Source organism: Ectothiorhodospira shaposhnikovii (genome assembly GCF_016584105.1).
Taxonomy (GTDB): Bacteria; Pseudomonadota; Gammaproteobacteria; order Ectothiorhodospirales; family Ectothiorhodospiraceae; genus Ectothiorhodospira; species Ectothiorhodospira shaposhnikovii.
The window spans coordinates 1-15,189 of sequence record NZ_NRSM01000033.1 but is presented as its reverse complement, the minus strand read 5'-3'; the positions used below and the strand labels follow the sequence as shown (position 1 = coordinate 15,189).

Sequence of the window (15,189 nt, the reverse complement as noted above, 5' to 3'; positions counted from 1 at the left end):
ATTCCACGGCCATTCGGCCACCTTCCGGGCAGGAAGTGGCGCAGGGCATCCATCGTTAGGATCGGCCCCTTTTCCGGAGCGAAAGGGGTCCAGATGGAGCGTTTGTCCATGCGCAAGATTCGAGAAGTGCTGCGCCTGCGGTACGAGGTCGGGCTGTCTGCCCTCAAGATTGCCGCCAGCGTGAAGGTGGCCCGCAGTAGTGTGGGTGACTACGAGCGCCGTTTGGCCGCTGCAGGGCTGAGCTGGCCCCTGCCGGATGGTCTGAGCGACACCGAGTTGGAGCGACGGCTCTTTCCGCCGCCGCCCAAGGTGTCCTCGCAGTCCCGGCCGATCCCGAACTGGCAGAGGGTGCATGAGGAACTCCGTCGTTCTGGCGTGACCCTGACGCTACTGTGGGAGGAGTACCGTGCCGCTCACCCGGAGGGCTTCGCCTACAGCTGGTTCTGCGAGCGCTATGGCGAGTGGGCCGGCAAGCTCGATCTGGTGATGCGCCAGAACCACCGGGCCGGTGAGAAGCTGTTTGTCGACTATGCCGGCCAGACCGCCGAGGTCATCGACCGGTCCACCGGCGAAGTCCGCCAGGCGCAGATCTTCGTCGCCGTGCTGGGCGCGTCCAGCTACACCTACGCCGAGGCGACCTGGACGCAGAGCCTGTCGGACTGGATCGGCTCTCATACCCGGGCGTTTGCCTTTTTTCGCGGGGTTCCGGAATTGGTCGTGCCGGATAACCTGCGGAGCGGGGTGCGGCGGGCCTGTCGCTATGAACCCGACCTCAACCCGACGTATGTGGAGTTGGCCGAGCATTATGGCGTGGCGGTGCTGCCGGCCCGCGTGCGCAAACCACGCGACAAGGCCAAGGCGGAGAGCGGTGTCTTGCTGGTGGAACGCTGGATCCTTGCGGTGCTGCGGCATCGCACCTTCTTCAGTCTCGGCGAGTTGAATGCCGCCATCGCCGGACTGCTGGAACGCCTCAACGACAAGCCCTTCAAGAAGCTCCCCGGTTCGCGGCGCAGCGCCTTCATGCAGATCGACCAGCCGGCACTGCGGGCCCTTCCGGCAGAGCCCTACGTCTATGCCACCTGGAAGAAGGTGCGCGTCCACATCGACTATCACGTCGAGGTGGATGGGCATTACTACTCGGTGCCCCACGCGCTGGTGAAAAAGCAGCTCGATGCCCGCCTGACCGAACGCACGGTGGAGTTGTTCCACAAGGGGCAGCGTGTTGCCAGCCATATGCGCTCTGACCTCAAGGGGCGGCATACCACGGTCCGCGAACACATGCCCAAATCCCATCGCGAGTATGCCGACTGGACTCCTGAGCGCCTGGTGCGCTGGGCGGAAAAGAGCGGACCGAATACCGCCGGGCTCATCCGTCACATTCTCAACCGTCGCGCCCATCCTCAGCAGGGCTTCCGGTCTTGCCTGGGCATCCTGCGCCTGGGCGAGCAGTACGGCAGCGATCGCCTGGAGGCCGCTTGCCAACGCGCCCTGAAGATGAATGCCTGCTACTACAAGCACCTCGCCTCCATCCTTGACCGGGGCCTCGACCGACAGCCCATCCCTGAATCCCCAAATCTGACACTGCCGACCACGCACGACCACCTGCGCGGCCCCAACTACTACCAATAACCCCTGGAGACTGACCCATGCTGAATCATCCCAGCCTCGACAAACTCAGCGCCCTGCGCCTGAACGGCATGCACAAAGCCTTGAGCGAACAACTGGCCATGCCCGATATCGACACCCTCTCCTTCGAGGAACGTCTGGGACTGCTCATCGACCGGGAGATGACCGAGCGCGAAAACCGGCAACTGCAGACCCGCCTGCGTCAGGCCCGACTCAGACACCGCGCCTGTCTGGAAGATCTGGACACCCGCACCCCAAGGGGACTCGACAAGCATCTGCTGACCCACCTCAGCACGTGCCAGTGGATCCGTGAGGGACTCAACCTGCTGATCCTTGGCCCCACCGGCGTCGGCAAGACCTGGATCGCCTGCGCCTTGGCACAACAGGCCTGCCGCCAGGGCCTGACCTCTCGATACCTGCGCGTTCCGCGGTTGTTCGAGGACCTGCACCTGGCGCATGCCGACGGAAGCTTCCCCAAACTCATGGCCACCTACGCCAAGACCGACCTGATCGTGCTTGATGACTGGGGACTGGCGAGCCTGGACACCAGCGCCCGACGGGATCTGCTGGAGTTGCTCGACGACCGCCACGGACGGCGCTCCACGCTGATCACCAGCCAGTTGCCCGTCGATCACTGGCACGAGGTCATCGGCGACCCGACACTGGCCGATGCCATCCTCGATCGACTGGTCCACAACGCCTATCGCATCACCCTCAAAGGCGAGTCGATGCGCAAGCGCAAGGCGCCTCAGTTGACGGCCAACGCCACTCCCGAGTAACAATGCCACACCCGCGTCGCTTCGCTCCGACTGCCCCGGCCGAATCACCGTGGAACAGGTGGCCGAATGACGCTGGAATCACCGGCCGGATAAAAATGGAATGAGTGGCCGAATGGCGTGGAATACGCACGTCAGCGCAAGATCGCGCCTTGATGCCGTGGCGTTCGGCTTTGCCGCACTCGAGAATGACACGCGAACCAGGGCGACGTCCGTGTTTGGCGATCTTACTCATCGTCTGGGCGAAAAGACCGACCTCCACTACGGCGGCAGAATTTTGAGATCTGACCAGCGTCGCGACTTCGTCTTCATGAACCCGCTGATCTCGAACGAAACCGTTGGCAAGACGGTTTTTCTTCCAAAACTCGGCATTTCCTACAGGCTGGATGAACACACCGTCCTGGGTGCATCGGCCAGAAAGGGGTTCAACGATGGCGGCAGGACGGCGATTGTGATGCTGGGTGAAAGCACGCGATTTTCCCCCGAGTATGTGATGACCTACGAAGCTACGTTAAAGAGCATGTCTCCCGATCAATCGCGTTGGGTGAGCGTTGTGGCGTTCTACAATGATTTCAGGGACTACCAAGCCGGTATCCAGCGTACGGCCAATCCGAGCGATGTGACGATCGTCAATCAGCCCAGGGCCCGTTCCTACGGCCTAGAAGTCGAGGCGAACGGCAAGCTGTCGCCGACGATAACCGCCCACGGCGGTATCGGCCTGATACGCACGAAGATCACGCGTGCCTCGGCGGGCTTCAACATCGACGATGGCAACCAGTTCGGCATGGCGCCAAAGGTGACCTTGAACTCAGGGATCACATGGCAGATTACGCCGACCACCTCGTTTGACATGGGGATCCATCACGTTGGACAGTATTTCACCGATATCACCAACGAGCCAAGGGTGGTCGGCGGGAGATATACCACCGCTGATCTCGGTTTCAGCCACCGGTTCGATACGAATGTGCAACTCAGGGCGTACGTGAACAACGCCACCGACAAGCTCGCCTTCATCACCCGCTACCACGATCTGAGCGGCGAGGTTCTGCCGGGCCGAACGATAGGCGTCAAGGCATCGTTTGCCTTCTGATCGGGCAAATGCCGTCATTCAGACTCACCCTCCGGTTCGCCCCGATTGGGGCGGCGTTGGGCGATGAGTTCGCGCCTGGCCCGGCACCACAAGGGATTTTCAGTTCAAACGGGGCGCCGATATGGCACGGACCTTCATGCTCTTGCCCGGCGCCCCGCGAGCCGTCACCCCGATGTATCACCCGATTTGACGACACTTCCCGAATCTTCAACAATGCGAACCATTCTCAGTAATAACGTGTAACGAAAGCCAGCCAACCCGTCCGGGCCAGCCAGCGCTCCCGCCTTCCGGAGAAACATTTGAGCACCGCTGCCCGCCACACCACCCCCATCGCCGCCCTTTACACCGAACACAACGGCTGGTTGCAGGGCTGGCTGCGCAGGAAGCTTGGCTGTTCACACCGCGCCGCCGATCTTGCGCACGACACTTTCCTGCGTTTGATCGACCGCGATGAACCAGTTACGCTGCACGAACCCCGCGCCTTCCTCACCACCGTTGCCAAGGGGTTGGTAGCCAACCATTTCCGCCGCCTGAAGATTGAGCAGGCTTGGCTGGAAACCCTGGCCCATCTGCCAGCCGCCGAAGCGCCGTCGCCGGAGCTACGTGCGGAGCTGATCGAAACCCTGGTCGAGATCGACCAGCGGCTCGACGCGCTCGGTCCGGTCATCCGCCGCGCTTTCCTGCTGTCGCAGCTCGATGGAGTACCGCAGGCCGAGATCGCGGCGCAGCTCGGGGTCTCGGTGCCCACCGTAAAACGCTATGTGGCAAAGGCGCTGGTCGCCTGCTGTTTCGACGATGCAGCGCGCTGACACACCCCTTTCCGACGATGTCCGCCATCAGGCGGCGATGTGGTTGCTCGAACTGCAGGCCGATGGTGATAACGCCGAGCTGCGGGCACGTTGGCAACACTGGCTGGAGAGCTCGCCGGAGCATCGGTATGCCTGGCAGGCGGTCGAAGCCTTTGGCGAACGCATGGGCCGATTGCCGCCGGCGCTGGCCCATGCGGCATTGTCGCCGGGCAAGTCGCGCCGCCGCGCGATCAAGGCGCTGGCCGTCTTGATCGGGGTCGGTGTCGGCGGCGGCACCTGGCTCGCCCGCGAAGCGGGGCAGCTCCCGCTGCTCACTGCGGACCTGCGCACCGCGCCGGGCGAACGGCGCACCGTCACGCTGACCGACGGCAGCTTGCTCACGCTCAATACCGACACTGCACTCGACCTGCGTTTCGGTGCGCAATCGCGCCTGCTGGTGCTGCATCGTGGCGAGATCCTCGTCACCACCGCCCCGGACCCGGCCAACCGACCGTTCTTCGTCGACGCACCCCAGGGCCGCGCCCGCGCGCTCGGAACCCGCTATTCTGTGCGTACCGGATCCGGCCAGGATGGTGCACTCACCCATGTCGCGGTCTATGAAGGCAGCGTCGTCATTGAGCCGCGTAGCGACAAGGCTGCGGCGCTGACCCTGCATGCCGGCCAGCAGACCCGCTTCAGCGACCAGGCCGCCGAGGCGCCCACAGCGGTCGCCGCTTCGACCAGTGCATGGGCACGCGGCATTCTCGTCGCGGAAGATATGCCACTGGACGCTTTCGTGGCCGAACTGTCGCGCCTCACCGGGCGCACGGTGCGCTGCGACTCATCGCTGAACACGCTGAAGGTGAGCGGTACCTATCCGTTGTCCGACCCCGACGCAGTGCTTGATCTGCTGGCCGCAGCCCACGGTTTGCAAATCGAACTGCGCCGGCGTTGGTGGGGGGGTGTCGAGGCGCGTCTTTCCCCCGCCTGACCGGCCAATCCCGCCCCAAAAGAAATATTTCCGCGTGCGGATGATCCCTGCGTCGCTTTCGCGGGGCATGGATAACGTAAACCTCGTTTTCCAGCCCCGTCACGCAAGAGGAAACACCATGAAGCACGCCAAGCGCGCACGCCGCGCCGCTGCTCGTCAGCCGATCCGAAACATGTTGCGTCAACGCATCCTGACTGGCGCTTTGCGCGGCGCATTGCTGAGCCTTACCGTCACCGTCGGCCTTCTGCCCGTAGCAGCGACACACGCCCAGCAAACCGATGCCCGCGAGTACGCCATTCCGCCCGGTAGCCTGACCGAGACACTGAACCGTTTTGGCGCCGAGAGCGGTTTGCTGCTGTCCTTCTCCACTGAACTGACCACCGGCCTGCACAGTCCTGGGTTGCAGGGCAGCTATGCCGCGCACACGGCGCTGCAAGTGCTGCTTGCGGGCAGCGGGTTGGAGGCAGTCCCGCATGGGGATGGGTATTTACTGCGTAAGACCATCAGCATCGGCACCGGTGCAATGATCACACTGCCGGTCGTTCAAGTGCTTGCACCGGAAATCAACCGCGCCACCACTGAAGGCACCGGCAGCTACTCCACCGGCAGCATGAATACCGCGACCAAGCTCTCGCTTTCGCTGCGCGAAACGCCCCAGTCGGTGAGCGTGCTCACCCGCCAGCAGATCGAGGACCAGGGGCTCGTCACGCTGGACGATGCTTTGCAGAATATCACCGGCTTGGTCGTTCAAAAGGGCTATCACGTAGGTGATTCCGGCAACTTCAGTGCGCGCGGCTTCACGATATCCAACCTCCTGCTCGATGGCTTACCCACCAGCACCGGCGCCAACGGCACCTTCAACGCCGACAACGACGCCCTGGACATCTATGACCGCGTCGAAGTCGTGCGCGGCGCAACCGGCCTGACCACCGGCGCGGGCACGCCGTCGGCCGCCATCAATCTGGTACGCAAGCGCCCCACCGCTGAGCCTCGGGGCAGCATCTCGGCCGGCGCCGGAAGCTGGGACAACTACCGCGTCGCGGTAGACGCCTCCGGAGCGCTCAATCAGGCCGGCACCTTGCGCGGCCGCGCCGTGGCCACGGCGCAGGATGCGGACAAGTTCTACGACGTTTCCCACGACCGCAACCATCAGCTCTACGGTATCCTCGAAGCCGATCTGACACTCGACACCATGGTTTCCATCGGGTTTCACTACCGCAAGGTCGACAACGACGGCACTCTGCCCAGCCTGCCCACCGATCCCGACGGCCGCTTCCTGCCCGGCCTGAGCCGCTCGACCAACCTCGCCAACGACTTCGACTACTGGAAGCAGACCGACCGCACACTTTTCGCCGAACTGAGCCACCACTTTTCCAGTGGTTGGCAGGCCAAGGCCGCGGCGGTATGGAAACGCCCCGAGCAGGACATGGTGTTCACCGGGCTGTACTACAACGGCGGCGTACTGCGCCAGAGCACCCAGCGCTACCGGCTGGACAATGAACAGGACAGCTACGATCTGTCACTCGATGGCCCGTTCTCGCTGTTCGGCCGCACCCACGAGCTGATGCTGGGCGCCAGCCATCGCACCCTCGATAACCTCAACTGGGGCGGCTGGGCGGCCTACAGCTGGACCGCGGCCGGGCCGGAGGTCGATCCCTACCACTGGGATTCGTCCGCGGTAAGCCGGCCGGACATCGACATGACGCTCTGGCACTGGGCCTACACGGCCCGTCAGAACGGCGTTTATGCCGCCACTCGCCTGAATCTCGCCGATCCACTCAAGCTCATTCTCGGGACACGGATCAACTGGTACAAGAACAAGAATCACAGCGATGGCACACAGTTCGCGATCAACCGGGAGTTTACTCCCTACGCCGGTCTGATCTTCGATCTGGACGATTTTCATTCGGTTTATGCGAGCTGGACGGAGATTTTCGAACCCCAAAGTAGCCGCGACCGCAATGCCAAACTGCTCGACCCGATCACCGGCACCAACTACGAGGCCGGTATCAAGGGCGAGTATTTCGAGGGCCAGCTCAATGCCAGCCTGGCGGTATTCGTGGTGCGTCAGCAAAACCGTGCCGTGGACGATCTCAGCGGCCCCAACCCTTGCCCGGGCAGCACGTGGGGCTATTGCAAGCGCGCCTCGGGTGAGGTGGAAAGCAAGGGAGTGGAGCTGGAAGTCGGTGGCGCTCTGACGCCCGACTGGCAGATCATGACTGGCTACACCTATGTGGCGGCGAAGTTCACCAAGGACGCCGATGCCTCGAATGTAGGCAGGCTGTTCGACCCCAGCCTACCGCGCCACCAACTCAAGCTTACGACCAGCTACCGCCTGTCCAACGCATTCAGTCAGTGGCGCATCGGCGGCAGCCTGTACGCCCAAGACCGGGTCAAGTCGGGCGATGATGCGCGGATTCAGCAATCCGGGTATGCCATCGTCGGACTGAACGCTGCCTACCATCTGACGCCACAAACCGAGTTCCGCCTGAACGTGAACAACGTGTTCGACAAGCGCTATTACCAGAGCGTGGGCTGGGATGGCGGCGGAAACGTGTTCGGCACCCCACGCAACTTCATGCTGACAGTGAGTCACACACTCTGAGTCTATGTGCCACTTTCTCCCAGCTACATGTATTGTTTCCCGGATTGATTCTGGATTCAGCCGCGGGGGGCGGATTATGCCCCCCGGTGGAGGATTCCCGGAAGGTGAACGGATGCAGACGCGATTTGGCCACTGCAGCCGCTCATCACAGGTTTTTTGGATTCACCATGCTGCGCGAGAAGCCCCCGGCTTTAGCCGTGGGGAGGGTGTCGATCATGATTGTTCTTCATGCCCGGTGATACGCTTGCGGCCGGTGATCATGGCGCGCACCAGATTCTCCTTCTGGGTCAGGCTGCCCAGCAGCACGCCGGTGAGATGGAGCAGCACCAGGCCCAGGGTGAAGTTGGCAAGGAACTCGTGGATCTCCTCCACCGCTTCCGCCGCGCCGTGGCCGGCGCCGGCCATGAGTCCGGCCAGGGGGCCCGCCGATTCCTCGGCTCCCAGGGTGGCCATGCCGCTGACGGTGAGGCCGATGAGGCTGATGAACATCAGCACATACACCCAGCCCGCCAGGGGGTTGTGACCCCGGTGGTATTCGGGTTGTCCCCGCAGCAGTCCGCGCACGTGGGCCATGACCTCGCCGGGAGGCCGCACGAAGTCCCGGAAACGGGCGTGAGTGCCGCCGATGAACCCCCAGGGAATGCGGGCCAGGACCAGTAACAGGACCGCGTAGCCAGCCAGGGTGTGTACGTCCATGAGGTCGTCGCCGACCACATAGGCGGTGATGAAGGCACCGGCCAGACCCCAATGGAAGATGCGCAGTACGGGGTCCCAGACCGGGATCTGATGGGAGGTGTTCATGGTATTGCTGCCCTCATGTTGTGTGGAGATGGGGGCAGTGTGACGCGGCAAGCTTAATCCACGCTTAATCCTTCTCCCGTTCCGGACCGGGAGCGGGCGGCTGCAGACAATATCCCTGGCCGCGACGGGTCTGGATGAGATCCGGGCCCAGTTTCTCCCGCAGCCGGGAGATGTACACCTCCAGCACGTTGCTGTCCCGTTCGCTCTCGTATTCGTACAGATGCTCCGCCAGCCGGGTCTTGGACAGCATCTGGCCGGGATGACGCAGGAAGTAGCGCAGCAACTTGAATTCGGTGGCGGTGAGGGGCAACTCGTCGGGGCCGTCCACCAGCACCTGACGCTGCTCGTCCAGGCGCCAGGGACCCAGTCGCAGGGAGGTGTCCCGTACCGGCGCCGAGCGGCGCAGCAGGGCCTGGACACGGGCCAGCAGCTCTTCCACATGAAAGGGCTTGCCCAGGTAGTCATCGGCCCCTTGTCGCAGTCCTTCCACCCGCTCTCGCCAGCTGTTGCGGGCGGTGAGGATCAGCACCGGGGTGGTGATGCCGGTCTCGCGCCAAGCGGCCAACACCGCCATGCCCGGTAGGTCGGGCAGCCCCAGATCCAGCACGATCAGGTCATAGGGTTCGGTTTCTCCCAGATGCCGGCCGTCCACGCCGTTCAGGGCCAGGTCCACCGCCAGCCCTTCCCGTTGCAGGCGCCGCTGCAGGCGCGACCCCAGTTCCGCATCATCTTCAACGATCAGGATTCTCATCAAACTGTTCCCGTAGTGTGTTCGGGGCGGGGCTTGAGGATGACGGGACCGGGAGGGGCAGGGTCACGGTGACCCGCAGCCCGCCCAGGTCGGGGGAGGCGTCGTAAGTGATTCGGCCCTCGTACTGGTCCACTACGTCCTGCACGATGCCCAGACCCAGTCCATGTCCGTCCCTCCGTTCGTCCAGAGGGCGGCCCGGGCGCCCCAGCAGCGGTATGTCCCCCGGGGAAATGCCGGGGCCGTCATCCTCGATGATCGCCTGCAGGGTGTGTTCACGGGTCGGGCTCAGTCTCACCCGGACTCGGGAGGTTGCCCAGCGACAGGCGTTGTCCAGCAGATTGCCGAACATCTCCAGCATGTCTTCTCCATCCAGCGGCCAAGTGCCGGCGGTCACTTGCAGTTGCATCGTCACCCGGTGACGGTGGAGACGGTCCAGGGCCTCCAACAGGTCGGTCAGTTCCTTGCGGGCGTCAAAGCCGGCCCCGGGATGTCCCCGACCGGCCAGACTGGCGCGACGCATCTCCCGTTCCACGGTTTCGTGCATGGCGCGCAACTGTCGCCGGAGGGTCCGGGCGGTGTCTTCATCGCCCCGGGTCGAGAGTTCGTCCGCCAGTTGGGAGAGCACGGCCAGGGGGGTCTTCAGGGCATGGCTGACGTTGCCCAGCGCCCGGCGGCTGCGGGTCAGGCGCAGGCCGTGGTGACGGATGAGCCGGTTGACGGCCTCCAGCATGGGGGTGATCTCCCGGGGCGCGGGCAGGTTCACCGGCACCGCCTCGCCGGTCTCCAGCCGGCGGCAGGCGTCCACCGCCGCGTCCAGGGGGCGCAATGCGCGCTGGATCACCAGAAATTGCAGCAGCAGGGCCAGCCCCAGGGCCGCCAGGGTCATGGCCATGAAACGCCCTTCCAGTTCGTCCACGGCGGTCTGCATGGGCCCCAGTTCCTGGGCAACCGAGATCACCACGCCCTCGCCATCGATGCGATAGCCGCGGCTGAGCATCAGCAAGGCCTGCCCCGCGGGTCCCTCCATGCGGGTGAGCCACTGCTCGCCTTCCGGTACCGGGGGAGATGCCAGGTCTTCGTCCCAGAGGGAGCGGGAGCGCACCACCGTGTGGGGGGACTGAATCCGGAAATAGTGCCCGGAGAGCGGGGTGCTGTAGATGATGCCCAGGGTGCGGTTGAAGGCGGCAGGCCCTTCCTCGCTATCCAGCAGGTGTACGTACAGGGTATCGGCGTCATGTTCCAGCCGGTCCACCAGATAGCCGTCCACCAGGACTCGGGACAAGGTCTTCAGACCCAGCCCCTGGGCCGCCAGCAGGGCCAGCAGGCAGAGGGCGGCCAGCAGGCTCAAGCGGAATTTGAGGGAGTTCATTGCCTTGTGCTCAACAAGACGGCGCGCCCCTCCATGGACGGGCGCACCGGGACCGGGACAGCCGTCGGGACTTCAAGTGCCGCGTCCGGATCCTGCTCAGCGGTCTCGTTCACGCTTGATCAGACTGGCGTCGCCGGCATTGAGATAGAGCTTATGACGTACCCCGTCGGCATCGAGGATCTTGAGTTCGTACACGTAACGGCCGTCTTCCCGTTCCAGTTCGGCCTCAATGAACTGCCCCGGCACGATCCCGGCGGCCTGTCTGAGTACCTCCTCCATGGGCATGATCTCCCCGGCGGCCCGCAGGCGCAGGATCTCGTTGTGCTCCATGCGGTCCCCGGCCAGGCTCAGCCCGGGGGCAAGTAGGGCAAGGCAAAGAAACGGTGTGGTCAATGATCGGATATGCATGGGCGTGTGCCTCTTGGTGTGAGTGTGGAGGGCAGTGTGCCACCGTAAGCTTAAATCAAGCTGAATTCGAGCTGACGATCCCGGTCATTGATGCCCTTGACCCGTTTTCAACAATTGCCGAAGTGGCGATTTGGTGTCAGATTGAAGGCCCGCTGCCGCGCAGTCCTTCAACGAGGGTAAGACATGAACGCCAGCAAGATATTGGACCAGTTGATTCGGCAGGCCGGTGGTCAGTCAGGCGGCGCTCGGCAAGGTGCGGGAGGCATGGATCTCAAGGGTGTGCTGGATAGCCTTTCCCGTCAGTTGGGTGGCGGAGAGGGATCTGCCCAGCAGGGCGCCGGTGGTCTGGGCCTGGATATGAAAAGCGTGCTGGGCGGTGGTGCGCTGGGACTGCTGTTGGGTTCCAAGCGCGGTCGCAAGCTCGGTGGCAAGGCGCTGAAGTACGGTGCGCTTGTCGGCGTGGGCGCGTTGGCCTGGAAGGCGTGGCAGAACACGCAGGGGGCAAATCAGGTTTCTTCCATAGGCGGAGAGCCAGTGGAACGCCTGTCCGGCCCATCCCGAGAGCATCGAAGCCTTGAGCTCTTGCAGGCGATGATCATGGCGGCCCGTGCCGACGGTCATATCGATGATCAGGAACGTGCGTTGATCACTGAGCAGATTGATGCATTGGGGGCGGATCATGAATTGCGTGCCTGGGTTGAGCGCCAGTTGTCTGAGCCGCTGGATGCTCGGGCACTGGCTGCTCAGGTTGATTCCCCTCAGGCCGCACGGGAGATGTACCTGGTCAGCGTGGCGATTGTGGATGAGCAAAATCCGATGGAGCGGGCTTGGCTTGATCAACTGGCCCAGGCTCTTGCGTTGCCCAAGGATGTTGCCGATGAACTGGAGCGGTTGGGTCGAGACCAAATCTCAGGAGGCTCATAGGCCTGCCCTGTATTCATATCCGATATCAGGACGGCACGGAATTATTACTGAACTGGACAAGGCAACTGAACCCGCGGCTGGCTGCGGCAGCCTGAACAGCTACGATCGCGGCAAGATACAACCAGCCCTGAAAGGGGCACCTCGGGTTCCGTCCGCCCTGGGCGAAGCAGGATGCGCCGACCCCGATCAACATCCGCGCCGAGAAGGCGGCCACCAGCCCTTATTTCCGTTCCGCGTTCGCCCACCAGCGCTGCCTGATTCCTGCGAACGGCTGGTACGAGTGGTGCAAGACCGAATCCGGCAAACAGCCGTACTACATCACCCTGGAGGATCCCGACCGGGACGAGGTGGTGTTCTTTGCGGGGCTGTGGGAACCGGCAGGGGCGGAGACCTGCTGCGCGATTCTGACCGAACCGGTGTGTGCGGCCTTCGCTTTCATTCACGATCGCCAGCCGGTGGTGCTCGATCCCGAGTGCCGGTGGCAGTGGCTGGATCCGGAACTGTCGGACCGGGAAACCATCCGTAAGGTTGCCCGGCGGCTGAACCCGGACCGACTGATCGCCTATCCCGTTTCGCTCCGGGTCAATCGTCCCGCCAACGACGATCCGTCTCTGATTGACGAGGTCGAGGGGTAGGGGGGGCGTTGGTGAGGCCCCGGCGATGTCCTGGGAGTTTTCTTTTTTCGATTGGAAACCACGCGGTGTAGTTCGGCGTCACTCCGCCCGACGGCCAGCCAGCGGAACTGGATGAGTGCCTGCAGTCGACCCGAAGCGGGGATTGAGTCTGCACTGGCCAGCGGCCACAAAACCGCTCGAACCGGACAGGTTACTCCCACCTTTTTGGCTCAGTGCGGGATGCCCTCTTTATCTCGCCTCAGAGAGGGTGGGATGGGGAGCTAGGATAGACTGAGACGTAACACCCCTCCCGGCGCAATTGGCAGGAGGGGCATAGAGGGGTTAGAGCTCCTCAAGGCGTTCCTCCGGAATCAGCTTCCAGATGGTCACGGCACCGCCGGGGGATACCGTGAGCTTGTAGACCTCGTCATTGCCTTGACGGATCTCGCTGATTGCGCGGTCGGGCGCAAGATCGATCAGTTCGGCGACATTCAAGGGATACGAACTATTTGGTTCACGGTTCCCGAGGCAAGCCATAGCCCTCGCGTCCAGTGGCTCCACCGAAACAGGCAACTCTTTGAGCGTACCGCATGACTGCCCACAAATCGCCCGTCCCGGAAACGGATGTCGAGTGCCTCAGCTTGACTTGGACTTTACCTCAGGGCAAGACCAGTAACGTGCCGGGTGCCACTCTGTCAGGATTGTCCAACAGGCCAGGAGGGTAGTGAAAAAGGCTCATTCACATAACGCCTTGAGTATCCCGTGCCAGCGCGGGACCACCATAAAGTGGCCGCCTCCGGAAACGGGTTTCCAGCGGGCTTGGGGTAGGGCCTGGGAGAGAAAATACCCCATCTGCTGGGGAACAATGCGGTCGGTATCGCCATGCCATACATCAACTGGGGTGTCGATCTGATCCATTTCGAAGCCCCAGGGGGCTGTGAGTGCATTGAGATCCGACCAGACTCCTGCGGCGCCCTGGCGGAGCGCTTGGGCAAGATCGTTTCGGAGCATGGTGGCCACGGCGTCGTCCAACAGCACGTCCTGATCTGCTTTGGATACCTGGGGCGTCAGCCCTCTCAGGTACAGCCTGGGAAGCCTTCGAAGCAGGGCCGACGTCACCCACAGGGCAGGACGAACGACGGCGGGTGCGCTTCTGGCGAGCCTCAGCACAAGGCGGTTAGGCAGCATCATGCCTACGGTCGACTCGGGCGTATCCAGTGGCCCGAGCGCACTGACGAGGGAGACCCTAATCACCCGGTCCGGAAGAATCGCCGCGCATGCAAGCGCGTAGGGACCACCGCCGGAGAGACCCAGCACACGGAATCGGCGGATTTTGAGCGTGTCGGCCAGCGTGGCCATGTCGGTTGCCCAGTCCACGACGCGGCGCTCCGACAGCGGGTCGGACCACCCGTAGCCAGGACGGTCGGGTACGATCAGACGCACGCCGGCGGCAGCGGTGATCGCATCATCGGGGTAATACTGGAGGCGTGATCCCGGCAGGCCATGCATAGCTATCACTGGGATCCCTTCCGCAGCGCCATAGACGGCGTACGCGAGGCGACGCCCATCCTTGAGATGCACCAAGGATTTGGCACCGGCGCCGATTGCATCGGTACCGCATCGACCCATTCGACGCGTGCTTCCCTGGTCATCAAGTGTCTTGGTGCTGGGGCGCATGCATCTTGTCCTTCGTCGTGATTATTTCGTCAGCATGCATACCTTTTCGGGGTTGATCAACGAGAAGGTCGGGCTGGTGTCGCTGCCGAGTTCACTGCGTGTGTCGACTTTATGCCGAACTGCTGCCCTTGATCCCTTCCTCCTGACTGACCACTTAGGGCCGGTCAGCGTCCTTGGAGGGGGGAGCGCTGACCGGCCCAGGCATATCAGCACTCGGTACGTTCGGCCATCTCCAGGGCGTCATCGACCTCGATGCCAAGGTAGCGAACGGTACTTTCCAGCTTCTGATGACCAAGCAGGAGTTGCACCGCGCGCAGGTTCTTGGTTCGCTGGTAGATCAGCGTGGCCTTGGTCCGGCGCAGTGAGTGGGTGCCGTACTCCTGTGGATTGCCACCGATCAAGCCCACCCATCCTTTGACGATACGCGCGTACTGTCGTGTAGAAGAGATGGGGCGAGTCCTGCCGCCGGCTTGGAAAGAGGTAGCTACCACTCGTCAAGCCAGCCTTGCTGATCCATGAAGTGGTCCAATTGTAGCGGACACCCCGTTAAGCCCTCGTAGGCTATGCATTGGAGGTGTTCATGAGCAAGAAGGCACGACGTCGATACACGGCGGAATTCAAGGCTGAGGCAGTGGCGTTGGTTGAGCGCCAGGGGTATGGGGTGGCCGAAGCTGCCCGGTCTCTGGGAATCAATCGCAGCCTGTTGGATCGGTGGTTGCGCAAGGAACGTGAGCGGCAATCTCCCCAGCATGACCAACAGGAGGACCAG

At 63.1% G+C, this 15,189-nt stretch carries 15 protein-coding genes and 1 pseudogene; 9 read left to right on the top strand and 7 right to left on the bottom strand.

Annotated elements, in window-relative coordinates; genetic code table 11:
• Positions 1–93 precede the first annotated feature (93 nt).
• From istA to CKO35_RS14950, 6 genes are all read left to right on the top strand, one after another.
• Positions 94–1,629 carry an IS21 family transposase gene (gene istA, locus CKO35_RS14975; RefSeq protein ID WP_200176922.1) on the top strand — a complete coding sequence of 512 codons (1,536 nt, stop codon included), beginning with the start codon at positions 94–96 and terminating at the stop codon, positions 1,627–1,629.
• 17 nt (positions 1,630–1,646) lie between these two features.
• Entirely contained in the window at positions 1,647–2,405 is a 759-nt protein-coding gene (istB, locus tag CKO35_RS14970) for an IS21-like element helper ATPase IstB (RefSeq protein WP_200176921.1), read from the top strand.
• A 112-nt stretch (positions 2,406–2,517) separates the two neighbouring features.
• A complete protein-coding gene (locus tag CKO35_RS14965; RefSeq protein WP_200176920.1) occupies positions 2,518–3,492 on the top strand; it encodes a TonB-dependent receptor in 975 nt (324 codons plus the stop codon).
• A gap of 299 nt (positions 3,493–3,791) precedes the next feature.
• On the top strand, positions 3,792–4,301 hold the full coding sequence (locus tag CKO35_RS14960) for a sigma-70 family RNA polymerase sigma factor (protein WP_200176919.1): 510 nt from the start codon (positions 3,792–3,794) through the stop codon (positions 4,299–4,301).
• Positions 4,288–5,271 carry a FecR domain-containing protein gene (locus CKO35_RS14955; RefSeq protein ID WP_200176918.1) on the top strand — a complete coding sequence of 328 codons (984 nt, stop codon included), beginning with the start codon at positions 4,288–4,290 and terminating at the stop codon, positions 5,269–5,271. Before CKO35_RS14960 ends, CKO35_RS14955 begins: the two co-directional genes overlap by 14 nt.
• A 118-nt stretch (positions 5,272–5,389) precedes the next feature.
• On the top strand, positions 5,390–7,876 hold the full coding sequence (locus CKO35_RS14950; RefSeq protein ID WP_200176917.1) for a TonB-dependent siderophore receptor: 2,487 nt from the start codon (positions 5,390–5,392) through the stop codon (positions 7,874–7,876).
• A 213-nt stretch (positions 7,877–8,089) separates the two neighbouring features.
• On the opposite strand, the gene CKO35_RS14945 is transcribed toward CKO35_RS14950, so the two are convergent.
• The 4 genes from CKO35_RS14945 to CKO35_RS14930 all read right to left on the bottom strand — a co-directional run bounded on the left by CKO35_RS14945 (position 8,090) and on the right by CKO35_RS14930 (position 11,205).
• The gene (locus CKO35_RS14945; RefSeq protein ID WP_200176916.1) at positions 8,090–8,677 is read right to left on the bottom strand and encodes a cytochrome b/b6 domain-containing protein; all 588 of its coding nucleotides are present in this window, start codon (positions 8,675–8,677) and stop codon (positions 8,090–8,092) included.
• 64 nt (positions 8,678–8,741) lie between these two features.
• Positions 8,742–9,428: a response regulator transcription factor gene (locus tag CKO35_RS14940; protein ID WP_200176915.1), complete on the bottom strand. Its 687-nt coding sequence runs from the start codon at positions 9,426–9,428 to the stop codon at positions 8,742–8,744.
• On the bottom strand, positions 9,409–10,797 hold the full coding sequence (locus CKO35_RS18255) for a sensor histidine kinase (RefSeq protein ID WP_200176914.1): 1,389 nt from the start codon (positions 10,795–10,797) through the stop codon (positions 9,409–9,411). Before CKO35_RS18255 ends, CKO35_RS14940 begins: the two co-directional genes overlap by 20 nt.
• Positions 10,798–10,893: 96 nt before the next feature.
• Positions 10,894–11,205 (bottom strand): PepSY domain-containing protein, encoded by a 312-nt coding sequence (locus CKO35_RS14930; protein WP_008933013.1) that lies wholly within the window; start codon positions 11,203–11,205, stop codon positions 10,894–10,896.
• Between the two features lie 183 nt (positions 11,206–11,388).
• Between CKO35_RS14930 and CKO35_RS14925 the strand changes: the two genes are divergently transcribed.
• The gene (locus CKO35_RS14925; RefSeq protein WP_200176913.1) at positions 11,389–12,129 is read left to right on the top strand and encodes a tellurite resistance TerB family protein; all 741 of its coding nucleotides are present in this window, start codon (positions 11,389–11,391) and stop codon (positions 12,127–12,129) included.
• Between the two features lie 137 nt (positions 12,130–12,266).
• Positions 12,267–12,764, top strand: a pseudogene (locus CKO35_RS14920) (SOS response-associated peptidase); the annotation flags it as partial.
• A 321-nt stretch (positions 12,765–13,085) separates the two neighbouring features.
• Here the strand turns inward: CKO35_RS14920 and CKO35_RS14915 are convergent.
• The 3 genes from CKO35_RS14915 to CKO35_RS14905 form a co-directional block, all read right to left on the bottom strand.
• Entirely contained in the window at positions 13,086–13,238 is a 153-nt protein-coding gene (locus CKO35_RS14915; protein WP_200176912.1) for a hypothetical protein, read from the bottom strand.
• Positions 13,239–13,478: 240 nt separating this feature from the next.
• Positions 13,479–14,420, bottom strand: coding sequence for an alpha/beta fold hydrolase (locus tag CKO35_RS14910; RefSeq protein ID WP_200176911.1), 942 nt, complete (start codon positions 14,418–14,420; stop codon positions 13,479–13,481).
• A gap of 206 nt (positions 14,421–14,626) precedes the next feature.
• The gene (locus CKO35_RS14905; protein ID WP_207143831.1) at positions 14,627–14,821 is read right to left on the bottom strand and encodes a tyrosine-type recombinase/integrase; all 195 of its coding nucleotides are present in this window, start codon (positions 14,819–14,821) and stop codon (positions 14,627–14,629) included.
• A gap of 179 nt (positions 14,822–15,000) precedes the next feature.
• On the opposite strand from CKO35_RS14905, the gene CKO35_RS14900 reads away from it, so the two are divergent.
• On the top strand, positions 15,001–15,189 hold a 189-nt coding region (locus tag CKO35_RS14900), incomplete at its 3' end, for a transposase (RefSeq protein ID WP_200173378.1).